Source organism: Plantibacter sp. VKM Ac-2876, from assembly GCF_015350715.1.
Taxonomy (GTDB): Bacteria; Actinomycetota; Actinomycetes; order Actinomycetales; family Microbacteriaceae; genus Plantibacter; species Plantibacter auratus.
Genome location: NZ_JADKSI010000001.1, coordinates 385229 through 408638, shown reverse-complemented (window position 1 = coordinate 408638; position 23410 = coordinate 385229). Strand labels below are relative to the sequence as shown.

The window sequence follows — 23410 nt, the reverse complement described above, 5'->3', positions numbered from 1 at the left end:
TCGCCCCGATCCCTTCCAACGCGCCCGGCAGACGTCGGACGCATCCCATCACGACAGAAAGCAGCACCACATGAAGCTCCAGGTAGCCATGGACGTCCTCACCACCGAGGCAGCCCTCGAACTCGCCGGGAAGGTCGCGCCCTACGTCGACATCCTCGAGCTCGGCACGCCCCTCATCAAGAGCGAGGGCCTGCGTGCCGTCACCGCGGTCAAGGACGCCCACCCCGACAAGATCGTGTTCGCCGACCTCAAGACCATGGACGCCGGTGAGCTCGAAGCCGACATCGCCTTCTCCGCCGGTGCGGACATCGTCACCGTCCTCGGGACCGCCGGTGACAGCACGATCGTCGGCGCTGTGAAGGCCGCGAAGGCGCACGGCAAGTCCGTCGTCGTCGACCTCATCGGGGTCGCCGACAAGGTGCAGCGCGCCAAGGAGGTCACCGCTCTCGGTGCCGCATTCGTCGAGATGCACGCCGGTCTCGACGAGCAGGCGGAGGAGGGCTTCACCTTCCAGACGCTCCTGTCCGACGGTAAAGCGGCCGCCGTGCCGTTCTCGGTCGCCGGTGGCGTGAACGTGTCGACGATCGCGTCGGTGCAGCAGGCGGGCGCGCAGGTCGCGGTCGCCGGTGGTGCGATCTACTCGGCCGACGACCCGGCAGCCTCCGCGGCAGCCCTCCGCGCGGCAATCGTCGCGTAACCCACTGCCAACCCCGCACCCGTCGGGTTGGCCAGCGCGGTGCGCTGACGCGAGCGCGGTGCATCGGACGTGAGCGCGGGTCTCCAGAGACCCGCGCGCACGGCTCCGGGGCGCGCCCGGGTCAGCGCACCGCGCTGGCGCATCGGGTGGGTCGGCTGGGTGAAGTCCGAACATCGAACGGGATTCGAAGACGACACGGCATACTGGGCGGATCACCACGCGACGCTCGTCGGATGAGCGCGCAGCCGAGTACCCGGAGGATCCGCCGATGACGACCGATTCCAGCCCAGAGCAGCCCATTGCACAGACGACCTCGGGAGCGGTCCGCGGGACGCGCCGCGCCGTCGGATCGGTCGCCTTCCTCGGCATCCCGTTCGCCGAGCCGCCGACCGGAGCGAGACGGTTCCAGGCCCCGGAGCCCAAGGCCCCCTGGGACGGCCTCCTCGACGCGACCGCCTACGGCGCGACACCGCAGCGGAAGGCCATGGCCGAGATCACGACGATCCCGGAACCGTCGATCCCCGGCGACTCGACGCTCAACGTCAACGTCTTCACGCCCGACCCGACACCCGCCGCAGACAGTGCCGGTCTACCCGTCCTCGTCTGGATCCACGGCGGCGGCTTCATCGCCGGGTCGCCCGCAAGCCCCTGGTACGACGGCCGGGCCTTCAACCGCGACGGCGTCGTCACGGTCTCGGTGTCCTACCGCCTCGGCTTCGACGGGTTCGGCTGGCTGCCCGACGCCCCCGCCAACCGTGGCGTGCTCGACTGGATCCTCGCGCTCGAGTGGGTCCGCGACAACATCGCGGCGTTCGGCGGCGACCCGCAGCGCGTCACGATCGCCGGCCAGTCCGCGGGCGGCGGGTCCGTCATGACCCTGCTCACGGTCCCGTCCGCGCAACACCTGTTCCAGCGGGCGATCTCCGTGTCCGGAGTCCCCGGTGATGTCCCGCTCGTCGAGGCGCAGGCCCTGACCGCTCGACTCGCCGGGCACCTCGGGGTGCCCGCGACCCTGGCCGGTTTCGCGAGCGTCCCGGAGTACACGTTGATCGAGGCCCAGGGCTTTGAGGTCGTCCCCGGTGGGGCGACCGATCCGGAGTCCGTGCTCCGAGGGATGACGACGATGAACGGCCGCCTCGGCCTCGGGCCGGTCGTCGACGGCGAGCTGGTCGTCGACACCGTCGAAGCCGGCATGATCGCGGGACGAGGCGCGGACAAGCCGTTGCTCGTCAGCGCGACCCGAGAGGAGTTCGCCGGGTTCTTCACCGGCCGGCTCGACGATTTCGACGCCGTGGCGCCGACGCGTGCCCTCGAGCTCATGGGTGTGCCGGAGCCGCTCGCCGAGGCGTACGTCGCGACCCAGCCCGGCGAACGCACCGGACTCGTCGCGGGGCGCTTCGTGAGCGACGTCATGTTCCGAGAGCGCGTGATCCGCTGGCTGGCGCTGCGGGACGACGCCGAGACCTGGGTCTCCGACTTCGTATGGCGCTCGGCGGTGAGCGGGATCGCGGAGCACTGCCTCGACGTCCCGTTCATCTTCGACGTGCTCGACGACCCGGACGTCACCCGGGTGGCGGGCCCGCACGCGCCGCAGGAGCTCGCGGATCGGATCCATGGTGCGGTCGTGGCGTTCGTCCGAGACGGGTCGCCGGGCTGGTCGCGGTCCGACCGTGACGCCTCCGGGATCGAGGTGTTCGACGCGGCCGAGGCGTCGACGGTCGAGCCGTTCGCGAGTGCACGCGTGCTCGCAGCGGCGAAGCGACTCGCGGAAGCGTCGTCGACGACGGCATCGACACCGGTCTGACGGGCCCGGGCACTCGGCTCGTAGGACGAACCGGGCCGTTCTGCCAGGGGGTGTGGCTGTGAGGCGTCCCGCGTTACCGTCGGGACACGAGGAAAGGAAATGAGCATGAGCGACCCACGAGACGAGATGGACGACCCGATCGGCGACACCCAGGAGGCCATCTCCCGAGCGCTGCCCGACAACGCTCCCGAGAGCGACGATCCGATGGCGGCGCCGACGGTCGACGACCCGGGCTCCGAGCCAGGTGACGGCGACCCTGCCGACCAGCCAGGGCTCCTCTAGCGCGGCTCGCCCGGGACGGACTTCAGCTCGGGAATCCCTGGTCAGCGCGGTGCTGCCGACCGAGCTGTACTGAATCGGTGCCAGCGCGGTGCGCTGGTCCGAACCCCCGGGATCAGGCTTCAGCGCGACCCGTGCGCGTGAGCGCGACCCTCCGGAGACCCGCGCTCACGCGTGTGGCCCGCGCTCGCGTCAGCGCACCGCGCTGGCGCAAGCCGACACGGCGGACGGCGGAGGTGTGCAACGCGGGGGCGCTCCGCGCGCGTAGCGGAACGACTCCGGACGATGTCAACCCCCGCGACGGAATGGTCAGGCCCCCATACGGTGGACGGAGTTCTGCGAAAGGAGCTTCACCATGAACATCCTGCTCATCATCGTCATCGTCGTTGCCATCGTTCTCGCCATCACCGGTGGGTTCGTCCAGTCCCTCAACTTCCTGCTGTGGGTCGGCCTCGTGCTGCTCGCGATCGCGATCATCGCGTTCCTGATCAGGACGATCACGGGTCGCAAGGCCCTCTAACTCGAACTCGAGTTCACGAAGCGGTCGGTCCCTCCGGGGGCCGGCCGCTTCGCTGCGTCCGGGGCACGATCCGAGTCCTACCGCAGCGACGGATCGACGCTCGTCCGCCGGAGCACCGCATCGGCGAAGGCCCCGAACAACCGCTCGCCGGCCTCGCGCATCGGCCCCGCCACCGCGGCGACCTCGGACCGCAGCCGGTCGGCCGCCTCCTCCGCGGTCCCGGCGATGAACGGCAGGTCGCGGAGCATGAGCGGTTCCGTGAGCCACCGGTCGAGCATCGGCGGGTCGACCTCGAGGTGGAACTGCGTCGCGAAGATCCGGTCCTCGATTCGGAACGCCTGGTTCGGCGTCGACGGCGACGATGCGAGGACCGTCGCTCCATATGGAGCCTCGACGACGTCGCCGTGCCAGTGCAGCACCGGCAGTCGCTCGCCACGCATGCCGAGTTCGCTCTCGGTCAGGAGCTCGACGTCGCCGACACCCACTTCGTGCGCGGCCGCCGAGTGGAGGGTGGCTCCGAGGGCCGTCGCGATGAGCTGATGCCCGAGACAGACTCCGAACACCGGGATGCCGAGCACCGCCGCATCGCGCACGAGCTGCGCTTCGAGCCCGAGACCCGGGTGCTCCTCCACGTCGAGCGCGCCCATCGGGCCGCCGAGGAGGACGAGCCCGTCGAACCCGGTGATCTCGCGCGCCGGCGGCAGCTCACGGCGCTCGACGATCGTGTCGAGCGTCCAGTCGATCCCCGACGCCGTCAGCACCTCGCCGAGCACCGCCGGTCGCTCCCAGGGGACGTGCTGCAGGACGAGGACGTGCGGTCTGGTCATCGGAGGCCTCCAGGTCGCTGGGGCGGCGCGACCGGTCTCCGCCGGGTCGCGGAGGTCGTCACCGTGCGAGCATCGTAGCGAATCCGGGCGTCATCACCGGCCCGAGGCTTCGGGCTCCCGGCCGATACACTGTCACCGTGCTGCTCTCGGACCGTGACATCAAAGCCGAACTCGACGCCTCCCGCATCGCGCTCGACCCCTACTCGCCGGAGATGATCCAGCCGTCGTCCATCGACGTGCGCCTCGATCGCTTCTTCCGCCTCTTCGACAACCACAAGTACCCCTTCATCGATCCCGCGGAGGATCAGCCCGAGTTGACGCGCCTCATCGAGACGCTGCCGAACGAGCCGTTCATCCTGCACCCCGGCGAGTTCGTCCTGGGGTCCACGTACGAGCGGGTGTCCCTCCCGGACGACGTCGCCGCACGCCTCGAGGGCAAGAGTTCGCTCGGTCGTCTCGGTCTCCTCACGCACTCCACCGCCGGCTTCATCGACCCGGGCTTCACGGGCCACGTCACCCTCGAGCTCAGCAACGTCGCGACGCTGCCGATCAAGCTCTGGCCGGGGATGAAGATCGGTCAGATGTGCTTCTTCCGGCTCACGTCACCGGCCGAGCGCCCGTACGGGTCGAGCGAGTACAGTTCCAGGTATCAGGGACAGCGTGGACCCACCGCCTCCCGTTCCTTCCAGAACTTCCACCGGACCGACGTCGGCGAGACGCAGCGCTGACGCAGGACTGAGGCGGGCGTCCCGACGACGGGCGAGCAGGTGGACCAGCAGAAAGGCCCCGCCATGAGCACGTCAGAGCGACCCGACTTCGCCCGCGCGATCACCGCCGACGGGCCGACGCCGCTCTACCCGCGTCGCATGGTCCGGTTCGGTCAGTTCGTCGGATCCTGGGACGTCCACTCGAAGCGCCTCGACGACGAGAGTGGCGAGTGGGTCGAGTCCGACTTCCGCTGGATCGTGTCGTACATCCTCGAGGGGCGTGCCGTGCAGGACGTCCAGCTCGTCGCGAACGACGCGGAGCCGTCGGGCTGGGAGACGGTCAGCACGGCTCTCCGTGTCTACGACCGGTTGATGGGTGCCTGGCGCGTGAACTACGTCGAGCCACGGCGCGGGGAGTTCTGCCAGCTCGTCGCGACGCCGCACCGCGCCGACGGCATCCGCCAGGACGGCACGCGGAACGACGACAAGCTCATCCGGTGGAACTTCAGCGGCATCACCGAGGACTCGTACACCTGGGAGAGCTGGGTGTCCGACGACGAGGGCGCGACCTGGTGGCTGCAGGAGCACAACGAGGGTCGCCGCATCGCCTGAGCGGATCCGTCCCCACCGCGACGATCAGGGGTCGGCGCGAGCCAGGCGCTCCAGGAAGGCCGCCAGCTGCTCGCGCTCGGCGGGGGAGAAGCCGTGGAGGACACGCTCCTCGGCGGCGAGGTGATCGGGCAGGGCTGCTTCGACGAGGCGCTTGCCGGCCGGGGTGAGGGCGACGACCGTGCCGCGCCCGTCCTGCTCACTCGGACGGCGCGTCACGAGACCGCGCTCGACGAGCTTGTTCACGCGCTGGGCGATCGCGCTCGACGTCACCATCGACCAGTGGGCGAGGTCCTTCGGCGCGAGCTCGTGCGGTGAGCCGGCGCGGAGCAGGGTGGCGAGCACGTCGAACGAGGCGCTGTCGAGACCGTGCTCGGCGAAGGTCGAGGAGAGGCGTGCGTCGACCGCCGTCGCCGCTCGCGACAGTCGTCCGATGACGGCCATGGGCGAGACGTCGAGATCGGGTCGCTCGGTCCGCCACTGGCCCAGGATGTCGTCGACGCGCGTGCTCATCCAGCCAGCGTAGCAATTCACTTAGTGCTGAGCTATTGTTGCTCAGTGCTTAGCAATCAACTCCGCATCGCCGCCGTCACCGCCATCGCTCCGATCAGCTGGGGGACGACCTACCTCGTCACGAGCGAACTGCTCCCGCCGGGACGGCCGCTGCTGGCAGCCGTGCTCCGGGCGTTGCCCGCCGGACTCCTGCTCCTCGCGATCACGCGGACCCTCCCGGTCGGTGGCTGGTGGTGGCGATCGCTCGTGCTCGGCACGCTCAACATCGGTGCCTTCTTCGCGTTCCTCTTCCTCGCCGCCTACCGACTGCCCGGCGGGGTCGCCGCGACCATGGGGGCGATCGGGCCCGTGCTCGTCGCCGTGCTCGCGAGCCTGCTGGTGGGGGAGGTGTTGACCGTCCGCCGCGTCGTCGCCGGGTTCGCCGGAGTGGCTGGCGTCGCGCTGATCGTGCTGCAGGCCGACGCGCGTCTCGACGTGATCGGCGTCGTCGCCGCGCTCGCCGGTGCTGCGTCGATGTCGCTCGGATCGGTGCTGAGCAAGCGGTGGGGGAGACCGGAGGTCGGCCGCCGGATCGGCGCGCGCCGGCGCACGAGCCCGGACCCTGTCCCGAACGCCGGCAGCGGCGCACCGGTCTCCGGCCTCGCGCTGACCGCCTGGCAGCTCGTCGACGGCGGTCTCGTCCTCGTGCCGGTGCTGCTCCTCGTCGAGGGACTTCCGTCGGACGCTCCGGACGCAGCGGCGATCGGCGGGTACGCCTACCTCTCCCTCATCGGTACGGCCCTCGCCTACGCCCTGTGGTTCCGTGGCATCGCCGCGCTGCCCGTCGGGTCCGTGTCGTTCCTCGGCCTCCTGAGTCCCGTTGTCGCCGTGCTGGCAGGCCTCGTGGTCCTCGGCGAGGCGCTGAGCCTCGGACAGCTTCTCGGGATCGCGGTCGTCGCCGGCTCCCTCATCCTGGTCTTCACCGCGAGACGGCCCCGGGTCATACTGAGCGCATGAGATTCCGCACCGTCATCGAACTCCAGGGCGACAACACCGGCATCCTCGTCCCCGACGCCGTCGTCGAGGGCCTGGACCGGGGCAAGCGCGTGCCCGTCGTCGTCACCGTCGGTGCGACCACCTACCGCAGCACCATCACCCCGATGGGCGGCCGGTACCTGATCGCGCTGAGCGCCGCCAACCGCGCCGCCGCCGGGGTTGCGGGAGGCGACGAGGTCGACGTGGACCTCGAGGTCGACGACGCACCGCGCGTGTTCCCGTTGCCGCCCGAGCTCGAGACGGCGCTCGCGGGAGACGAGCCGGCGCTCGCCGCCTACGGAGCCCTGTCGTTCAGCCGACAGCGCGCGCTGGCCGAGCCGGTCGCGTTGGCGAAGACGGATGCGACGCGCGACAAGCGGATTGCCGCGGCCGTCGAAGCGCTCCGCGGAACCTGACCTCGATCAGTCGCCTGAATCTGTTCGGAAACCGGCTCGATCCGCGCAGATCCGGGCGCCTCAGCGGGCCGCGGACTCCGCGAGCAGCGGCACGACGAGTGGCAGCTGGAGCGTCAGCCAGGGGCTGAACGCGAAGGGCGCCTGCTCGACGGACGCCAGGAGCGATTCGGGCTCGGCCCAGGCCCACTCCATGACCTCGTCGGGGTTCGGCTCGGGCGTCGCGTCCGTGTAGGCGACGTAGACCGGGCAGATCTCGTACTCGACCACGCCCGAGGCGTCGACGGCGCGATACCGGAAGTCGGGCAGCACCAGTTCCGGCGCGGAGATCGGCAGGCCCAGCTCGGCACTCGCCCGACGCAGCACGGCGTCCACGCTGTCCTCGTCCGGGCCGGGGTGTCCGCAGAACGAGTTCGTCCAGACGCCCGGCCATGTGAGCTTCGAGAGCGCGCGCCGGGTCACGAGGATGCGTCCGTCGGGCCCGATGACGTGGCAGGAGAACGCGAGGTGGAGTGGCGTCTCCAGCGTGTGGACGGTCGCCTTCGGCGTGGTGCCGATGCGGGTGCCGTCCTCGGCGAGCAGGACGACGAGTTCTTCGGGTACCGACATGCGTCCATTCTCCCCGACGATCGGGGCGAACGCGAATGGACAGCTAGCGTACTAATCTCACCGCTCCGTGAAGTAGCCTCGTGATATGGAGACCCACCACGTCGTCGACGTGCCCTATCGACAACAGCATCAGGTCGAGGATGCCCTCGAGCGTTTCCTCGAACTGGCGAAGACACAGGCGGTGTCGTTCGGCGGCGCCGGCTACCTACGGCTCTGGGAGACCATCGAGCGCAGCATGGCCGGCGGCAAGCGGTTCCGTCCCCGGATGGTCATGACGGCGTATGAGGCGCTGGGTGGCGAGGACATCGTCGCGGCCGCCCACGTCGCCGCCGCCTACGAGCTCCTGCACACCGCGCTGATCGTCCACGACGACGTGATCGACCGCGACTTCGTCCGGCGCGGCAGCCCCAACGTCTCCGGCAGCTACCGCGACATCGCGCAGACCGCGGGCATCCCGCTGCCGCTCGCCGAGCACCGCGGCATGTCCGTCGCCGTCATCGCGGGCGACCTCGCCCTGTCCGCGTCCTACCGTCTGATCGACCGCGCCGGGAGCGCCGACTCGGTCCGCACCCGCCTGCGCGAGATCCTCGACGACGCCATCTCCGCTTCGGCAGCCGGTGAGCTCGCCGACGTCGACTTCACGGTCGGCGGCGTCGTCCCGACGGTCGACGACATCATCCGCATGGAGCGCCTGAAGACCGCCTACTACTCGTTCGAGGCGCCACTGCAGTCGGGCGGCGTCCTAGCCGGTGCTCCGGAGGCGACGATCGACGCGCTCGGGGCCTTCGGACAGCAGATCGGCATCGCCTACCAGATCATCGACGACGTCCTCGGCGTCTTCGGCGACTCGAAGACGACCGGCAAGACGACGATCGGCGACCTCCGCGAGGGCAAGTTGACGGTCATGGTGGCGTTCGCGGCGGAGCAGCCCGAGTGGCACGCCGTCGAGCACCTCTTCGGCGACCCGGACCTCGACGAGGAGGGTGCCGCCGTCCTGCGCGACGTCCTCACGACGACGGGCGCCCGCCAGCACGCGACCCTGCTCGCCGGTGACTACGCCAACCGCGCCTGGGAGCAGCTGGCCTCGCCGAGCATCCCGGCGCAGCTCCGCGACGAGCTCCGCCCCATCGTCGCCACCGTGCTCGAGCGGTCGCGATGACCGCAGCAGGGGACGGGACCGCGCGACCGGCCGACGACGCCTCGGCGGTCGGCGACGCACGACAGCTCTACGACCGGGTAGCCCAGGAGACCGCGAGCATCGTCATCCGTCGGTACTCCACGTCCTTCGGCCTGGCGGCCAGACTGCTGGGTGGCGACATCCGCCAGGACGTCGAGAACGTGTACGCGCTCGTGCGCATCGCCGACGAGATCGTCGACGGCGTGGCCGCGGCAGCCGGGCTCGACCCCGAGCGGGTCCTCCGCATGCTCGACGCCCTCGAGCAGGACACCGAGGACGCGATGGAGACGGGGTACAGCAGCAACCTCGTCGTGCACGCCTTCGCCATCTCGGCGCGGTCGGCGGGGATCGAGGTCGACCTCACCCGTCCGTTCTTCGCGTCCATGCGCGCGGACCTCTCGCGTACCGTCCACACCCCGGAGACGTTCCGCGACTACGTGTACGGCTCCGCCGAGGTCGTCGGGCTCATGTGCCTGCGGATCTTCCTGCGCGGCCACGACGTCGACGACGCCCAGCGCGCCGCGTTCGTCGTCGGCGCCAGGAGTCTCGGTGCCGCCTTCCAGAAGGTGAACTTCCTCCGCGACCTCTCGGCCGACCACGACGAGCTCGGCCGCAGCTACTTCCCGGGTGTCGCCGTCGACGAGCTCACCGAGGCGCAGAAGCACAGCCTGCTCGACGACATCGAAGCCGATCTCGACCGTTCGGCAGCGGTCCTCGGGCAGCTGCCGAAGTCGAGCCGTCGCGCGGTCGCCCTCGCCCAGGAGCTCTTCTCGGAACTCGCCCGACGCATCCGGACGACGCCGGCCTCGGCGCTCGTCCGCACGCGTGTCCGGGTGCCCGACCCGGTCAAGCTCCGCATCGCCGCCGGCGCGCTCGCCGGTCGCACACCGGCCACGACCGGCACCACCGCCTCCATCCCGACGATCGACGAGAGTTCGCAGTCATGACCACCTCCCACAACCGGACCGTCGTCATCGGCGGCGGCATCAGCGGTCTCGCCACCGCAGCCCTCCTCGCCCGCGACGGCCAGCGGGTCACGCTGCTCGAACGACGCGAGGTGCTCGGCGGCCGCGCCGGCACCTGGGAGCAGGACGGCTTCACCTTCGACACCGGCCCGAGCTGGTACCTCATGCCGGAGGTCTTCGACCACTTCTACCGGCTCCTCGGCACCTCCGCGGCAGAGCAGCTCGACCTCGGACGACTCGACCCGGCCTACCGCGTCTACTCGGAGGGCCGCGACGGGCACCTCGACCTCGCCGCCGACCGGGCCGGCAACCTCGCCCTGTTCGAGTCGGTCGAGCCCGGTGCCGGCGCGAAGATGGACGAGTACCTCCGCAGCGCGAAGGAGACGTACGAGATCGCCATCCGGAGCTTCCTGTACACGACGTTCGAGTCGTACCGGACGCTCGCGAGCCGTGAGGTCCTCGCCCGGATGCCGAAGCTCGCGAAGCTCCTCACGGAGGACCTCGACACCCTGGCCGCGCGCACCGTCTCCGACGTCCGGTTGCAGCAGATCCTCGGCTACCCGGCCGTGTTCCTCGGCTCCTCGCCCTTCGAGGCGCCGAGCATGTACCACCTCATGAGCTACCTCGACCTCGAGGACGGCGTGCTCTACCCGCAGGGCGGCTTCTCGCGGATCATCGACACGATCGCCGAGCTCGCCCGCGCCGAGGGCGTGGAGATCATCACGGGCGCCGAGGTCACCGGCATCACCACGATGCCCGCCGGCCGCCGCGCCAGGGTCGACGGCGTCAACTACCTCGACGCCGACGGTCGTCGGCAGCTGCTCCGCGCCGACCGGGTCGTGTCCGCCGCCGACCTGCACCACACCGAGACGACGCTGCTGCCCCGCGAACTCCAGACCTACCCGGCCGAGTACTGGGAGAAGCGCACCGCCGGTCCCGGAGCCGTGCTCGTGATGCTCGGCGTCCGCGGCGAGCTCCCGGAACTCCTGCACCACAGCCTGTTCTTCACGGCCGACTGGCGCGACAACTTCGGCCGCATCTTCGGCGAGGAGACGAGCGTGCCCGACCCCGCGTCGCTGTACGTCTGCCGCCCGAGCGCGACCGATGCCGGCGTCGCACCGGACGGCCACGAGAACCTGTTCATCCTGGTGCCGGTCCCGGCCGATCCGTCCATCGGTGGCGGTGGAGACGCCCGGGTCGCGGAGATCGGCGACGCCGCCATCGCGCAGATCGCCGAGTGGGCCGGTGTCCCCGACCTCGCCGAGCGCATCGTGGTGCGTCGCGACGTCGGCCCGGCCGATTTCGCGACCGACCTCAACGTCTGGAAGGGCACCGCCCTCGGGCCGGCGCACATCCTCTCGCAGAGCGCGATGTTCCGGAGTGGCAACGTCAGCAAGAAGGTCGACGGCCTGTTCTACACGGGTGGCTCGACCATCCCGGGCATCGGCCTGCCGATGTGCCTCATCAGCGCGGAGCTCGTCGTGAAGCGCATGCGCGGCGACATCACCACCGGACCGATGGTGGAGCCGTTGCGCGCTCGCGCCGAGGCGACCGGCTGATGGGTCTGCTGTACCTGCTGGCGCTGCTCGTCTCGATCACCGGGATGGTCATGCTCGACCGGCGGTTCCGGCTGTTCTTCTGGGCCGACCGACGGCGGGCCGCGATCATCCTGCCGATCGGCGTCGTGTTCTTCCTCGTGTGGGACCTGCTCGGTATCGGCACCGGCATCTTCTTCCGCGGTGAGACCTCGTTCATGACCGGGCTGCAGGTCGCGCCCGAGCTGCCGATCGAGGAGGTCTTCTTCCTGACGCTGCTCTGCTACCTCACGATGAACCTGTTCGGTGCGGCGCGACACACGCTCGGCCGGGTGTCCCGCCGGACGGCCGGCGCCGCCGAGATGAGCGGACGATGACCTACTGGGCCCTCAACGCATGGTTCCTCGCCGTCGTGGCGGTCGTCGCCCTGCTCGCGGTCGTGCGGCTCGATCGACGCCGTGCAAGCGGACCGCGATCCACCGGTCTGACGGCGGGCACCTGGCTGCTCGCGGTGGGCGGTGGGCTCGTCGTCCTCCTGCTCATGACCGCGCTGTTCGACAACATCATGATCGGCATCGGGCTCGTCGGCTACGACCCGGCACTCATCTCCGGCGCCTTCATCGGCATCGCGCCCCTCGAGGACTTCGCCTACGCCATCGCCGCGGCCGTCCTGCTCCCGTCGCTCTGGGTGCTCCTCGAGCGCCGAACCCCGTCTCCCGTCTCCCCATCCCCGTCCCAGGAGGACCCGGCATGAACCGACTCGGCCAGCTCGTGCTGTCCTCCCGACCGCTGTCGTGGATCAACACCGCGTACCCGTTCGCAGCGGCGTACCTGCTGACCACGCGCGAGCTCGACCTCACCTTCTGGCTCGGGACGCTGTACTTCCTCATCCCGTACAACCTCGCGATGTACGGCATCAACGACGTCTTCGACTACGAGTCCGACCTGCGGAACCCGCGCAAGGGCGGCGTCGAGGGCGCGGTCCTGGACCGCCGGATGCACCGGTTGACGATCTTCGCGGCGATCGTGACGAACGTCCCGTTCCTCGTCTACCTCGTCGTCATCGGGTCGCCGCTGTCGTGGCTCGTCCTCGCGATCAGCGTGTTCGCGCTCATCGCATACAGCGCACCCGGCCTGCGGTTCAAGGAGCGGCCGTTCATCGACTCGCTCACCTCGAGCACGCACTTCGTGAGCCCGGCGGTCTACGGCCTCGTCCTCGCCGGCGCGGTCTTCACCCCCGCGCTCTGGGCGCTGCTCGTCGGCTACTTCCTCTGGGGGATCGCCAGCCACGCCTTCGGTGCGGTGCAGGACATCATCGCCGACCGGGAGGGCGGGATCGGCTCGATCGCGACGGTGATCGGTGCGGCGGCGACCGTCCGGTTCGCCTTCGTCGCCTACCTGGCCGGCGGTGCGCTCATGCTCGTGACCCCGTGGCCCATCCCGCTGGCCGGCCTGCTCGCGCTGCCCTACGCCGCGAGTGTGCTGCCGTTCTGGAACCTCCGCGAGGAGGACGCCGAGCGGGCCAACGCGGGCTGGAAGCGGTTCCTCCGCCTCAACTTCCTGACGGGCTTCCTCATCACGATGCTCATCATCTGGTACTGGTTCCTGACGTCCTGACCGGAACCCGCGACCCTGTCTCAGGAGTCCCCGGGCGCGCCGCCGAGGTCACTTGGCGCCACGCCCGGATCCTCCTGAGAACGGGTCGTCAGTCGAGGCTCAGAGCTCGAAGGAGAAGCCGAGGTCCTCGGGGTACTCGCCGAGCTCGGTGAGGCCGGTCGCCGCACGCTGGAGGGCGGCGAGGGTCAGGCCGAGGGTGCCGGGGCCGAAGCTGACGCGTGAGACGCCGAGTTCGGCGAGGCGCTTGAGCGGGACCGCGCCGGGGTAGCCGATGACGGAGATGCGTCCGTGCACCTGCTCGATCGCCTTGGCGACGAGCTCCTCTGTGCCGAGTCCGAGGAAGAAGACGACGTCCGCACCGGCCTCGAGGTAGGCGTTGGCGCGCGCGACGGCCTCGTCCCACGCCTCGGGGTCGCCGGCGAGGGTGTCGACCCGGGCGTTGATGACGAGCGGGATGCCCGCGTCGTCGGCTCCGGCGCGAGCGGCGGCGACGCGTGCCGCGGCCTCCTCGATCGGGAACTGCGGGGCCTTCGCGGCACCGACGGAGTCCTCGAGGTTGATCCCGACGGCACCCGACTCGACGATGAGGCGGCGGACGTTCTCACGAACTCCGGCCGCGTCGGACGCGTACCCCTTCTCGAAGTCGATCGTCACCGGCAGGTCGACGGCGCCCACGATGATCTTCGCGGCGGCGATCGCCTCGTCGACGTCGAGACCACCGCCGTCTTCGAGCCCACGGACGTTCGACACCGAGTGGCTCGCCGAGGCGAGGGCGACGACACCGGGGGCCTCGGAGACGACCTTCGCGGTGATGGCGTCCCAGACGTTGGTGACGATGAGCGGGGAACCCGGCTCGTGGAGGGAGTTGAGGAGGACGGCTTTGGCATGCTGATCAGTCATGTCCGCAGTCTGCCAGCGGACGTCGGCCGCCCAGCCGACAAGCGTCGAGAATTCAGGGAACGTTCGGGTTGGCTGCGGTTCCCGGCTCCTGCGGGTTGCTCCCGTGACGCAAGACGAGGGCGCTCCGCGCGGCATCCCACGCCGCCGGTGGACCGGGCGGGCAGGATGCCGTGCGTATCATTGGTGGCCGAAGGAAGGCGTTCCCATGACGAAACCGCCGACGGTCTACGACGTCGCGCACCACGCCGGCGTCTCCATCGCGACGGTCTCACGGGTGCTCAGCCGCCCCGACGACGTGAAACCGGCCACGCGAGACCGCGTGCTCGCCTCGGTCGGTGAACTCGGGTACGTCCCGAGTGGAGCCGCGCGGGGGCTCGCCGCGCGCCGCACCGGCGTCATCGGCCTGTTCTTCCAGGGGCTCGACGCGATGGACGACCTCGGGGACATCGCCCTCGAGGGCGACGAGGCGGCGGCCGGAGGAGCACGCATCGTCCGCGACATCCCGGAGCGGACCGACACACGGACGCTCAACCTCTACTTCGACGAGGTGCTGCGCGGCTGCGAGCTGGAGTCCTGGCGGAGCGGGTTCGCGCTGCTCGTCGGTGTCGGACGCGGATCCACGGCGACGCAGACCGTGCGCGACATGGCGGGTCGGGTGGACGGCCTCATGGTGCTGGCCGGGAGCGCGAGCGAGGAGGAGCTCGCGCGCCTGTCACGTCACGTCCCGATCGTCGTGATGGCGGGGCCCCGGCGCGGCGACGACCTCGATCACGTCTCGGTGAGCAACGCCGAGGGGATGCGCACGCTCACGGCGCACCTCATCGACGACCTCGGCGCCCGAGAGCTCGAGTACGTGGCCGGAAGCCTCGGCTCGCCCGATGACGCGGAGCGCTGGAGCGGGTTCCGCGCGGCCCTCGCGGACCGGTCGCTCGACGCCCCGGAGGAGCCGACCCTCCGCGGCGACTTCACCCGCGAGGGCGGGCGACGGGTCGGTCGGGAGTTGTTCCGACGCGACGGGCTGCCGCGGGCCGTCGTGTGCGCCAACGACCAGATGGCGCTCGGCGTGATCGACGCCGCCAGGATCGCGGGGGTCGCGGTCCCGGATGAGCTCATCGTCACCGGATTCGACGGCATCGACGCCGGCCGCCTGTCCGCTCCGCGGCTCACGACGGTCCGGCAGCCGATGGAGACGCTCGGCCGGGTCTCCGTCCAGGCGCTCGCCCGTCGCCTCGCCGAGCCGAAGCTGCCCGCGATGTCCGTCCGACTCCCCGTCGAGGTCGTCCTCCGCGAGAGCTCCGAGTCGATCACGTCCTGATCATCGCCTCCCCTCGCGTTCACAATTCAGGAAGCCCGCGGCGTGCCGCGACGCGTCCGTCCGCCGCGAGGCCGCCACGCCGAGGCTCTCCTGAATTGCGAACAGAGGCGGATGTCCGACACGGGTTGCGCCGGGCAATGTATGCGCTTACACTCAACCGGTACAGACTTCAGCAAGGACGGTGGCGATGACGCACACGACGCACGAGCGGACCAAGGTCCGCAGGCGCAGACGACTCGGAGCAGCGGCGATGATCGCCGCGGCGGCCCTGCTCGTCTCCGGCTGCAGCATCCAGATCAAGAGCGAGCCGGATCCCTCGATCCCCGCCGACACGATGCTGCTGGCCTCCGACAAGGGCACCCCGATGCTCGAGCGGAACTTCAACCCCTACCTCGTGAACAAGCGCTCGGCCTCGAGCTACATCTACGAGCCGCTCGTGATCATCAACGTGCTCGACGGCAAGGAGACGCCGTGGCTCGCCGAGAAGGTCGACCTTCCGGACGCCCGCACGATCGACTACACGATCCGCGACGGCGCCACCTGGTCCGACGGCGAGGCCTTCACCCCTGAGGACGTGAAGTTCACCTTCGACCTCATCAAGCAGTACCCGACGCTCGACCAGAAGGGCGCCTGGCAACACATCGACACGATCGAGGTGAAGGGCCAGCACGTCATCATGCACCTGCTCGACGACGACGCCCCCGCGGCCGACATCGTCTCGCAGACGCTCATCGTCCCGGAGCACATCTGGAAGGACGTCAAGAGCCCCGACACCTGGCGGAACCCGAACCCGGTCGGCACCGGTCCGTACGTCCTGGGCAACTACACCTCGCAGCAGTACACGATGGACAAGAACGAGACGTACTGGCAGGCCGACAAGATCGAGGTCAACCACCTCGTGATCCCCGCGGCCACCGGCGAACTCGACATCGTGACCAAGGGCTTCGACTGGGCGTACTCGTTCCTGTCGAACGTCGAAGGCACCTGGGGTGCGGCCAACGACCACAACAAGTTCTGGTTCCCACCGGGAGGCGTGATCGGGCTCGTGCCCAACATGGACGTCGCCCCGTTCGACAACGTCGACGTCCGTCGCGGCATCGCACTGGCGCTCGACCGCGACAAGATCGCCGACGCAGCGACCGAGGGCTACCTCGGTGCAGCCGGCCAGTCGAGCCTCATGCTGCCCAACCAGGAGGACGAACTCGACCCCACCCTGCCGAACCAGGGCATGATCACCCAGGACACGGCCGGCGCCCTCGCGGCCTTCGCGGCCGCCGGGTACACCCAGCAGGGTGGCAAGCTCGTCGACGCGGCGGGTAAGCAGTTCAGCTTCTCGATCACGACCGCCAACGGCTACGCGGACTGGCTCCGCGCGGTCCAGGAGGTCCGCAAGGAGCTCGGCGCCCTCGGCATCGACGTGCAGATCAAGCAGCCGCAGCCGCCGGGGTACCAGCAGGCGATCCAGAGCGGTGCCTTCGAGGTCGCCATGGGTGGCATGGGCAACGGCATCATGTTCCAGGGCTTCAACAACAGCTTCAACAGCGAGTTCGCGAAGCCGATCGGCGAGACGACGTCCAGCAACTTCGGTCGCTACCGCAACCCGCAGATGGACCAGCTGCTCGCCCAATACAAGGAGACGACCGACGAGGCCACTCGCCTGGGGCTGAGCCACCAGATGCAGCAGATCGTCTACAGCGACTTCCCGGTCATCGGCATGTACTACGGCGGACTCTGGGGTCTCTACAACGACAAGAAGTTCACCGGCTGGCCCGATGCGGACAACCCGTACGCGCCGCTCCAGACCTACGACCAGACCCCGCTCCTCGTGTTCACGCACCTCAAGCTCCGGAAGGACGGTGAGTGACCGTGTACATGGTGCGCAAACTCGGCCTCTTCGTCCTCACCCTGTGGGCGGCGGTCACGCTGAACTTCCTCCTGCCGCGGCTCATGCCCGGCTCCCCGACCGACGCCGCGATCGCGAAGCTCGCGCAGAACGGCCCGGTCTCCGCGGCCACGCGTGCGGCGATCGAGGCCCAACTCGGTGTCCCCGGCGGCAACCTCTGGGAGCAGTACGTCACCTACCTCCACCAGGTCGTCACGCTCGACTTCGGGGTCTCGTACACGTTCTTCCCGCAGTCGGTCGGCGAGCTCATCTGGCAGGCGTTCCCGTACACGATCATCCTGCTCGGGATCGTGACGATCGTGGCCTTCATCCTCGGCACCCTCATCGGCGTGCTCGCGGCCTGGCGCCGGAACACCTGGCTCGACGCCCTGCCGACGCTCAGCGGAACCTTCGCCAGCACGTTCCCGTACTTCTGGACCGCACTGCTCCTGCTGTTCTTCGCCGGCTACGTGCTCCACTGGTTCCCGACCTCGGGTGCCTTCGGCCCGACGGCGACGCCTGCCTTCACCTGGGACTTCATCGTCGACGTCGCGTACCACGCGGTGCTGCCGGCGCTCACGATCCTCGTGACGAGCCTCGGTGGCTGGATCATCGGCATGCGCAACGCGATGATCAACACCCTCGGTGACGACTACGTGACCTTCGCCGAGGCGAACGGTCTCCGCGGTCGCACGGTCGCCATCAAGTACGCGGCCCGCAACGCGATCCTCCCGAACCTCACCGGCTTCGGGCTCGCGCTCGGCGGTGTGGTCGGCGGCTCGATCCTCGTGGAGCAGGTCTTCGGGTACCCGGGCATCGGCTTCCTCCTGTTCAACGCGGTGATCGGACAGGACTACCCGCTCATGCAGGCGCTCTTCCTGCTCATCACCGTGAGCGTGCTCATCGCCAACTTCCTCGTCGACATCCTGTACGGCGTACTCGACCCAAGGACCCGCCGATGACCACCACACAGCACGTCAAGACACTGCAGTCCGACCAGGCCGTGCGTCCGCCGAGGAAGTTCGCCTTCATCGGTCGATCGGCGGCGACGCTCTGGGCCAACTGGAAGTCCCGCCTCGGGCTCATCATCCTCGCGTTCTTCATCCTCGTCGCGATCTTCGCCCCGGTGCTCGCACCATACGGCGCGAGCCAGGACGGGTTCCCCCGGAACGCCGACTCGAGCCCCGAGCACTGGTTCGGGACGACGGCGGCGGGCGAGGACGTCCTCAGCCAGCTCATCTACGGCTCGCAGATCAGCGTCACGGTCGGTTTCATCGCCGGCATCCTGTCGACGATCGTCGCGGTCCTGATCGGCCTCAGCTGGGGCTACATCAAGGGCTTCGGCGCCGAGGTCGTGAACTTCATCGTCAACCTGTTCCTCGTGGTGCCCGGCCTGCCGCTCATGATCGTCATCGCCGCGTACCTCCAGAACGGTGGGCTCGTGATGATCGTCGCGGTCATCGTGATCACCGGGTGGGCGTGGGGTGCCCGCGTGCTCCGCAGCCAGACGCAGTCGCTGCGTTCGCGTGACTTCGTGACCGCGGCCCGCTTCTCCGGCGACCGACCGTTCCGCATCGTGTTCAACGAGATCCTGCCGAACATGACGTCCCTCATCGCGGGTGGCTTCTTCGGCGCCGCGACGAGTGCGATCCTCGCGGAGGCCGGCCTCGAGTTCCTCGGCCTCGGCGACTCGTCGATCGTCAGCTGGGGCACCATCCTCTACTGGGCGCAGAACTCCAACGCCCTGCTCACCGGTCAGTGGATCCTCCTCTTCGCCCCCGGTCTCTGCATCGCGCTCCTCGCGATGAGCCTCACCCTCATCAACTTCGGTGTCGACGCGATCAGCAACCCGCGCCTCCGTGAAGGGAAGTCACGATGAACGCCGTCAACCTCCAGGCCGAGAGCGCATCCGCGCCGGCAGCCGGGACCGGAGCGCTCCTCGAGGTCCGCGACCTGTCCGTCGTCTACGAGTCCGTCGGCGCCGCGCCGGTCCAGGCGGTCGACCACGTGTCGTTCTCCGTCGGCGCCGGTGAGTTCATCGGGCTCGTCGGCGAGTCCGGCTCCGGGAAGTCCACGCTCGGCTTCGCGGCCACCCGCCTGCAGAAGCCGCCGGCCCGCATCAACGGCGGGCAGATCCTCTTCGGTGGCAAGGACATCCGCGAGCTCGGCGACGAGGCGCTCCGCGAGCAGCGTCAGGGCGGGTTCGCCATGGTGCTGCAGTCGGGCATGAACGCACTCAACCCGGTCCGCACGATCCGCAACCACTTCGTCGACATCTTCAAGGCGCACGGGCACGTCTCCCGCGACCGCTGGGACGCCCGGATGGCCGAGTTGGTCGGCAAGGTCGGGCTGACGCCGCAGGTGCTCGCCCGTTTCCCCGGTGAGCTGTCCGGCGGCATGCGTCAGCGCGTGTCCATCGCGCTGGCCCTGTCGCTCGAGCCTCGCCTCATGGTGTTCGACGAGCCGACCACCGCGCTCGACGTGCTGGTGCAGCACGCGATCATGGACACGATCACCGAGCTGCAGCAGGCCGAGGGGTTCACCGCCATCCTCATCAGCCACGACCTCGGTGTCGTGCTCGAGGCGACGCAGCGCGTGCTCGTCATGCACGAGGGCCGCATCGTCGAGGACGCCCCGAGCCGCGACATCCTCGAGCGTCCGCAGGACCCGTACACGCGGATGCTGCTCAGCCACTACGCGGACCCACGCGCCGCGGTCGTCGAGCTGCCTGGCTTCCCCTCGCGGGCGAACCGGGGGACTGCTCCGGTGTCCGGCACCACGACGAGCGTCCCGACCGCGACGAGCGCGAGCTCCGAGTCGGGCAAGGCCTCGTCGCGCGCCGGTCGCTCGGCCGAGTCGGCGGTCATCGTCGACGCCGTCTCGAAGGTCTACCCGCCGCCGCGCCGCGGTGAGTCCGCGGTGACGGCCGTCGACGACGTGTCGTTCACGCTCGAACCCGGCCAGTCGCTCGCGCTCGTCGGGGCCTCGGGCTCCGGCAAGTCGACCATCGCGAAGCTCATCACGGGCATCGAGAAGCCGACCTCCGGCGCCGTCCGCTTCGGTGACCTCGACGTCGCCCAGCTGAACCGCAAGGGCATCCGGAACCTGCACAAGAACGTGCAGATGATCTTCCAGGACCCGTACGCGGCCCTCAACCCGCTGCACACGGTCGAGTACACGCTCACCCGTCCGGTGGTGAACTTCACCGGGCTGAAGGGCGACGCGGTGCGCAAGCGCGTGCTCGAACTCCTCGAGACGGTGGGCCTCTCGCCCGTCGAGCAGTTCGCGGCGAAGCTGCCCCACCAGCTCTCCGGCGGGCAGCGGCAGCGCGTCGTGATCGCCCGAGCGCTTGCGAGCGACCCGCAGGTGCTCATCGCCGACGAGCCCGTGTCGATGCTCGACGTGTCGCTGCGTGCCGGTGTGCTCGCACTGCTCGAGGACCTGCGCGAGCAGTGGGGCGTCTCGATGCTCTACATCACGCACGACCTGCTGTCGGCGCGACTCGTGACCGACAACATCATGGTCCTCAACCAGGGTCGCGTCGTCGAGCGAGGCGAGACCGCGCACGTCCTGCAGCACCCGCAGGATCCGTACACGATCCAGCTGCTCGACGCCGTCCCCAACCCGGCCCGCGCCAAGCGCTGACGCCCGTCCGGTCCCTGCGTTTTCCCCGGTCCCTGCGCCCACCCCTCCCGGTCCCTGAGCTTGTCGAAGGGCCACACCCAACATGAAACAGGAGCAACACCCGTGCTGACCTTCCCCGACGGCTTCCTCTGGGGCGCCGCCACCGCTGCCCACCAGATCGAGGGCAACAACATCAACAGCAACTGGTGGGTGCACGAGCACGAAGCCGGGACTAACATCGTCGAGCCTTCGGGCGACGCGATGGACAGCTACCACCGCTACCGCGAGGACATGCAGCTGCTCGCCGACGCCGGGCTCAACACCTACCGGTTCAGCATCGAGTGGGCGCGGATCGAGCCCGAGCGCGGCATCGTCTCGCGTGCCGAGATCGACCACTACCGACGCATGGTCGACACCGCGCACGAGCTGGGACTCAACCCGGTCGTCACGCTCATGCACTTCACGGTGCCGCGCTGGTTCGAGCGCGACGGGTTCTGGCGGGCGAAGGACGCCGCCGACCTCTTCGCGCGGTACACCGAGCTGACCCTGCCGATCGTCGGTGAGGGCGTCGACCACGTCTGCACCATCAACGAGCCGAACATCGCCGCGATGCTCGCCGGTGGTGAGGACGCGGCGAACCTCGTCGCGTACGGCCTGCCGAACCCGGACCTCTTCGTGGCCGACGCGCTCCTCGAGTCGCACAAGCGTTCGCGCGAGGTGCTCTCGCAGGTGTCCGGCCTGAAGTCCGGCTGGACCATCGCGACGCAGGCATTCCGGTCGAACGGTGAGCCGGGTTCCGACGAGATGCTGCGCGAGTACGGATACCCACGTGACGACTGGTACCTCGAGCAGTCCGCCGGCGACGACTTCCTCGGTGTCCAGGCGTACACGCGCACGTTCATCGGGCCGAAGGGTCCGCTGCCCGTCGAGGACGGCGTCGAGACGACGCTCACCGGTTGGGAGTTCTACCCGCCGGCCGCCGCCGAGGGTGTGCGGAGCGCCTGGGAGCTGTCGGGCGGGGTGCCGATCATGATCACCGAGAACGGCATCGCGACCTCAGACGACACGCGCCGGATCGACTACACGGACGGCGCCCTGCGCGAGCTGCACGCCTGCATCCAGGACGGGATCCAGCTCGAGGGCTACCTCCACTGGAGCGCGCTCGACAACTACGAGTGGGCGAGCGGCTTCCGGCCGACCTTCGGCCTCATCGCCGTCGACCGCGAGACCTTCGTGCGCACGCCGAAGCCGAGCCTCGCGTGGCTCGGGAACGTCGCGAAGGCGAACGGCCTCACGGAGTAGCGGAGGTTCGCAATTCAGGACGTCTCCGGCGTGTCCGTCCCCGGAACCCGCTGACGAGTCGCGCCACGCGACGGGTCTCCTGAGTTGTGAACGGAGGGACCGCAGCTTGTGTGTGTCCGCAATTCAGGACGCCTCCGGCGCGGCGCCCCCGATTGCGGTCCGGTTGGCCGCGACGCGCGGTACTGGTCCTGAGTTGTGAACGGAGAGAGCCCCGGGCAGCGATTGCTGCCCGGGGCTCTGTGCATGGTGGTCGGCTGGGGTCCGCATGGGCGGAAGACGCCGGCGGCCGGTCAGCGCTCGCTGCGGGGGCCGCGACCGAAGCGACCGCGTGGGCCGTGCTCGTGCGCCGTGTGCTCGTCCCGGCCGAAGGCTCGGGCGATGCTCTCGAGGCTGGCGAGCGTCGTCGCGAGGTCCTCGGGTGAGACGGCGTCGGCGACGGTCTGGCGGACCGCGTCGACCTTGGTGCGGAGCGCGTCGTGCGCCTCGCGACCGGTGTCGGTCAGGGTGATGCCGTCGGCGTCGACGATGACCCAGCCGCGTGCGGCGAAGTCCATGACGATATCCGCGGTCGAGCGACGAGGACCGCGGTGGTGGCCGTGGCCAGGGCCGAACGGTGCGCCGCCGGAACGGTGATCACGACCGAAGTCGGGACCGGACTCGCGGCCGCGGCCGAAGGCTCGGTCGTGAGCGGGGTGGCCGTGCTCGTGGCCGCTGGGACGCTCGGCAGAGTCGGCGTCAGCCGTCGCCTCGGCGGTGCGGTCGGGGTGACCGAAGCCGCGACCGGGGCCGAACCCGCCGCGGCGGCCGAACCGTTCGGGGCCGCGCGGTCCGCGGCGGTGTGGCGGGAGCGCGGCGTCGATCTCCTCGATGCTCGACGCGCCGGAGGCGATGAGCTCGAGCGTGCGCCAGCTGCGACGGCCGAGGCCGTCCTCGGCGAGCACCTCGTGCATCGAGTGCTTGACCGCGTGATCGACGGTGCGGAGCCAGAAGCCGAGCGGGCGCTCGGCGGACTGGGTGGTGGACTGCTCTGGGGAAGTCGTGGGGGTGTTCATGGGTGGTCTCCTTATTTGCATGCTTTGTTACATGTAAATGTACAATGAC

General features: G+C 69.7%; 25 protein-coding genes. 20 read left to right on the top strand and 5 right to left on the bottom strand.

Going from position 1 to position 23410, the window contains the following annotated elements:
• Nucleotides 1-70: 70 nt before the first annotated feature.
• The 4 genes from hxlA to ITJ62_RS01870 all read left to right on the top strand — a co-directional run bounded on the left by hxlA (nt 71) and on the right by ITJ62_RS01870 (nt 3300).
• Entirely contained in the window at nt 71-697 is a 627-nt protein-coding gene (gene hxlA, locus ITJ62_RS01885) for a 3-hexulose-6-phosphate synthase (RefSeq protein WP_194599455.1), read from the top strand.
• 268 nt (nt 698-965) lie between these two features.
• Nucleotides 966-2501, top strand: coding sequence for a carboxylesterase/lipase family protein (locus ITJ62_RS01880; RefSeq protein ID WP_194599454.1), 1536 nt, complete (start codon nt 966-968; stop codon nt 2499-2501).
• Between the two features lie 105 nt (nt 2502-2606).
• Complete coding sequence (locus ITJ62_RS01875; protein WP_194599453.1) at nt 2607-2783, top strand: hypothetical protein; 177 nt, start codon at nt 2607-2609, stop codon at nt 2781-2783.
• Between the two features lie 352 nt (nt 2784-3135).
• Entirely contained in the window at nt 3136-3300 is a 165-nt protein-coding gene (locus ITJ62_RS01870; RefSeq protein ID WP_162852292.1) for a hypothetical protein, read from the top strand.
• Nucleotides 3301-3377: 77 nt separating this feature from the next.
• Here the strand turns inward: ITJ62_RS01870 and ITJ62_RS01865 are convergent, their stop codons facing one another.
• Entirely contained in the window at nt 3378-4127 is a 750-nt protein-coding gene (locus ITJ62_RS01865; RefSeq protein ID WP_194599452.1) for a type 1 glutamine amidotransferase, read from the bottom strand.
• 137 nt (nt 4128-4264) lie between these two features.
• Here ITJ62_RS01865 and dcd point away from each other — a divergent pair, with 137 nt between their 5' ends.
• The gene (gene dcd, locus ITJ62_RS01860) at nt 4265-4855 is read left to right on the top strand and encodes a dCTP deaminase (RefSeq protein WP_056009122.1); all 591 of its coding nucleotides are present in this window, start codon (nt 4265-4267) and stop codon (nt 4853-4855) included.
• Nucleotides 4856-4918: 63 nt separating this feature from the next.
• Complete coding sequence (locus tag ITJ62_RS01855) at nt 4919-5446, top strand: hypothetical protein (protein WP_137242427.1); 528 nt, start codon at nt 4919-4921, stop codon at nt 5444-5446.
• A gap of 24 nt (nt 5447-5470) precedes the next feature.
• Here the strand turns inward: ITJ62_RS01855 and ITJ62_RS01850 are convergent, their stop codons facing one another.
• Nucleotides 5471-5956, bottom strand: coding sequence for a MarR family winged helix-turn-helix transcriptional regulator (locus ITJ62_RS01850; protein ID WP_194599451.1), 486 nt, complete (start codon nt 5954-5956; stop codon nt 5471-5473).
• 45 nt (nt 5957-6001) lie between these two features.
• Here ITJ62_RS01850 and ITJ62_RS01845 point away from each other — a divergent pair, with 45 nt between their 5' ends.
• Both ITJ62_RS01845 and ITJ62_RS01840 read left to right on the top strand, forming a co-directional pair.
• Nucleotides 6002-6952, top strand: coding sequence for an EamA family transporter (locus ITJ62_RS01845; RefSeq protein ID WP_194599450.1), 951 nt, complete (start codon nt 6002-6004; stop codon nt 6950-6952).
• Nucleotides 6949-7386 carry a YdeI/OmpD-associated family protein gene (locus tag ITJ62_RS01840; RefSeq protein WP_194599449.1) on the top strand — a complete coding sequence of 146 codons (438 nt, stop codon included), beginning with the start codon at nt 6949-6951 and terminating at the stop codon, nt 7384-7386. Before ITJ62_RS01845 ends, ITJ62_RS01840 begins: the two co-directional genes overlap by 4 nt.
• Nucleotides 7387-7446: 60 nt before the next feature.
• Here ITJ62_RS01840 and idi read toward each other — a convergent pair whose 3' ends face one another.
• On the bottom strand, nt 7447-7992 hold the full coding sequence (gene idi, locus ITJ62_RS01835) for an isopentenyl-diphosphate Delta-isomerase (RefSeq protein ID WP_079704925.1): 546 nt from the start codon (nt 7990-7992) through the stop codon (nt 7447-7449).
• 85 nt (nt 7993-8077) lie between these two features.
• On the opposite strand from idi, the gene ITJ62_RS01830 reads away from it, so the two are divergent.
• The 6 genes from ITJ62_RS01830 to ITJ62_RS01805 are packed head-to-tail and all read left to right on the top strand — an operon-like array spanning nt 8078 to nt 13286.
• Nucleotides 8078-9151, top strand: coding sequence for a polyprenyl synthetase family protein (locus tag ITJ62_RS01830; RefSeq protein ID WP_079001229.1), 1074 nt, complete (start codon nt 8078-8080; stop codon nt 9149-9151).
• On the top strand, nt 9148-10116 hold the full coding sequence (locus tag ITJ62_RS01825; protein WP_194599448.1) for a squalene/phytoene synthase family protein: 969 nt from the start codon (nt 9148-9150) through the stop codon (nt 10114-10116). The genes ITJ62_RS01830 and ITJ62_RS01825 overlap by 4 nt, the downstream gene beginning before the upstream one ends.
• Entirely contained in the window at nt 10113-11693 is a 1581-nt protein-coding gene (crtI, locus tag ITJ62_RS01820; protein ID WP_194599447.1) for a phytoene desaturase family protein, read from the top strand. The genes ITJ62_RS01825 and crtI overlap by 4 nt, the downstream gene beginning before the upstream one ends.
• Nucleotides 11693-12046: a lycopene cyclase domain-containing protein gene (locus ITJ62_RS01815; protein WP_194599446.1), complete on the top strand. Its 354-nt coding sequence runs from the start codon at nt 11693-11695 to the stop codon at nt 12044-12046. Before crtI ends, ITJ62_RS01815 begins: the two co-directional genes overlap by 1 nt.
• Nucleotides 12043-12423 (top strand): lycopene cyclase, encoded by a 381-nt coding sequence (locus tag ITJ62_RS01810; RefSeq protein ID WP_194599445.1) that lies wholly within the window; start codon nt 12043-12045, stop codon nt 12421-12423. The genes ITJ62_RS01815 and ITJ62_RS01810 overlap by 4 nt, the downstream gene beginning before the upstream one ends.
• Complete coding sequence (locus ITJ62_RS01805) at nt 12420-13286, top strand: prenyltransferase (RefSeq protein WP_064297137.1); 867 nt, start codon at nt 12420-12422, stop codon at nt 13284-13286. The genes ITJ62_RS01810 and ITJ62_RS01805 overlap by 4 nt, the downstream gene beginning before the upstream one ends.
• A gap of 99 nt (nt 13287-13385) precedes the next feature.
• Here ITJ62_RS01805 and ITJ62_RS01800 read toward each other — a convergent pair whose 3' ends face one another.
• Nucleotides 13386-14186, bottom strand: coding sequence for an isocitrate lyase/phosphoenolpyruvate mutase family protein (locus ITJ62_RS01800; protein ID WP_194599444.1), 801 nt, complete (start codon nt 14184-14186; stop codon nt 13386-13388).
• Between the two features lie 205 nt (nt 14187-14391).
• Here ITJ62_RS01800 and ITJ62_RS01795 point away from each other — a divergent pair, with 205 nt between their 5' ends.
• From ITJ62_RS01795 to ITJ62_RS01770, 6 genes are all read left to right on the top strand, one after another.
• Complete coding sequence (locus ITJ62_RS01795) at nt 14392-15501, top strand: LacI family DNA-binding transcriptional regulator (protein WP_137242419.1); 1110 nt, start codon at nt 14392-14394, stop codon at nt 15499-15501.
• 187 nt (nt 15502-15688) lie between these two features.
• Nucleotides 15689-17365 (top strand): ABC transporter substrate-binding protein, encoded by a 1677-nt coding sequence (locus tag ITJ62_RS01790; RefSeq protein WP_194599443.1) that lies wholly within the window; start codon nt 15689-15691, stop codon nt 17363-17365.
• An 8-nt stretch (nt 17366-17373) separates the two neighbouring features.
• Nucleotides 17374-18345 carry an ABC transporter permease gene (locus ITJ62_RS01785; protein ID WP_138947296.1) on the top strand — a complete coding sequence of 324 codons (972 nt, stop codon included), beginning with the start codon at nt 17374-17376 and terminating at the stop codon, nt 18343-18345.
• The gene (locus tag ITJ62_RS01780; RefSeq protein WP_064297140.1) at nt 18342-19262 is read left to right on the top strand and encodes an ABC transporter permease; all 921 of its coding nucleotides are present in this window, start codon (nt 18342-18344) and stop codon (nt 19260-19262) included. The genes ITJ62_RS01785 and ITJ62_RS01780 overlap by 4 nt, the downstream gene beginning before the upstream one ends.
• The gene (locus ITJ62_RS01775; protein ID WP_071261828.1) at nt 19259-21028 is read left to right on the top strand and encodes an ABC transporter ATP-binding protein; all 1770 of its coding nucleotides are present in this window, start codon (nt 19259-19261) and stop codon (nt 21026-21028) included. The genes ITJ62_RS01780 and ITJ62_RS01775 overlap by 4 nt, the downstream gene beginning before the upstream one ends.
• A gap of 102 nt (nt 21029-21130) precedes the next feature.
• Nucleotides 21131-22309, top strand: a complete 1179-nt coding sequence (locus tag ITJ62_RS01770; RefSeq protein WP_194599442.1) for a family 1 glycosylhydrolase — start codon at nt 21131-21133, stop codon at nt 22307-22309.
• Nucleotides 22310-22599: 290 nt separating this feature from the next.
• On the opposite strand, the gene ITJ62_RS01765 is transcribed toward ITJ62_RS01770, so the two are convergent.
• On the bottom strand, nt 22600-23361 hold the full coding sequence (locus ITJ62_RS01765; RefSeq protein WP_194599441.1) for a hypothetical protein: 762 nt from the start codon (nt 23359-23361) through the stop codon (nt 22600-22602).
• Nucleotides 23362-23410 lie beyond the last annotated feature (49 nt).

Bases quoted from the DNA above. Each gene is read 5' to 3' on its own strand.
- crtI (WP_194599447.1), top strand. From the start codon at position 10,113: ATGACCACCTCCCACAACCGGACCGTCGTCATCGGCGGCGGCATCAGC.
- ITJ62_RS01775 (WP_071261828.1), top strand. From the start codon at position 19,259: ATGAACGCCGTCAACCTCCAGGCCGAGAGCGCATCCGCGCCGGCAGCC.
- ITJ62_RS01840 (WP_194599449.1), top strand. From the start codon at position 6,949: ATGAGATTCCGCACCGTCATCGAACTCCAGGGCGACAACACCGGCATC.
- ITJ62_RS01865 (WP_194599452.1), bottom strand. From the start codon at position 4,127: ATGACCAGACCGCACGTCCTCGTCCTGCAGCACGTCCCCTGGGAGCGA.
- ITJ62_RS01815 (WP_194599446.1), top strand. From the start codon at position 11,693: ATGGGTCTGCTGTACCTGCTGGCGCTGCTCGTCTCGATCACCGGGATG.
- ITJ62_RS01810 (WP_194599445.1), top strand. From the start codon at position 12,043: ATGACCTACTGGGCCCTCAACGCATGGTTCCTCGCCGTCGTGGCGGTC.
- ITJ62_RS01880 (WP_194599454.1), top strand. From the start codon at position 966: ATGACGACCGATTCCAGCCCAGAGCAGCCCATTGCACAGACGACCTCG.
- ITJ62_RS01875 (WP_194599453.1), top strand. From the start codon at position 2,607: ATGAGCGACCCACGAGACGAGATGGACGACCCGATCGGCGACACCCAG.
- ITJ62_RS01850 (WP_194599451.1), bottom strand. From the start codon at position 5,956: ATGAGCACGCGCGTCGACGACATCCTGGGCCAGTGGCGGACCGAGCGA.
- ITJ62_RS01785 (WP_138947296.1), top strand. From the start codon at position 17,374: ATGGTGCGCAAACTCGGCCTCTTCGTCCTCACCCTGTGGGCGGCGGTC.
- ITJ62_RS01765 (WP_194599441.1), bottom strand. From the start codon at position 23,361: ATGAACACCCCCACGACTTCCCCAGAGCAGTCCACCACCCAGTCCGCC.
- ITJ62_RS01825 (WP_194599448.1), top strand. From the start codon at position 9,148: ATGACCGCAGCAGGGGACGGGACCGCGCGACCGGCCGACGACGCCTCG.
- ITJ62_RS01795 (WP_137242419.1), top strand. From the start codon at position 14,392: ATGACGAAACCGCCGACGGTCTACGACGTCGCGCACCACGCCGGCGTC.
- ITJ62_RS01780 (WP_064297140.1), top strand. From the start codon at position 18,342: ATGACCACCACACAGCACGTCAAGACACTGCAGTCCGACCAGGCCGTG.
- idi (WP_079704925.1), bottom strand. From the start codon at position 7,992: ATGTCGGTACCCGAAGAACTCGTCGTCCTGCTCGCCGAGGACGGCACC.
- ITJ62_RS01855 (WP_137242427.1), top strand. From the start codon at position 4,919: ATGAGCACGTCAGAGCGACCCGACTTCGCCCGCGCGATCACCGCCGAC.
- ITJ62_RS01805 (WP_064297137.1), top strand. From the start codon at position 12,420: ATGAACCGACTCGGCCAGCTCGTGCTGTCCTCCCGACCGCTGTCGTGG.
- ITJ62_RS01800 (WP_194599444.1), bottom strand. From the start codon at position 14,186: ATGACTGATCAGCATGCCAAAGCCGTCCTCCTCAACTCCCTCCACGAG.
- ITJ62_RS01790 (WP_194599443.1), top strand. From the start codon at position 15,689: ATGACGCACACGACGCACGAGCGGACCAAGGTCCGCAGGCGCAGACGA.
- ITJ62_RS01870 (WP_162852292.1), top strand. From the start codon at position 3,136: ATGAACATCCTGCTCATCATCGTCATCGTCGTTGCCATCGTTCTCGCC.
- hxlA (WP_194599455.1), top strand. From the start codon at position 71: ATGAAGCTCCAGGTAGCCATGGACGTCCTCACCACCGAGGCAGCCCTC.
- ITJ62_RS01830 (WP_079001229.1), top strand. From the start codon at position 8,078: ATGGAGACCCACCACGTCGTCGACGTGCCCTATCGACAACAGCATCAG.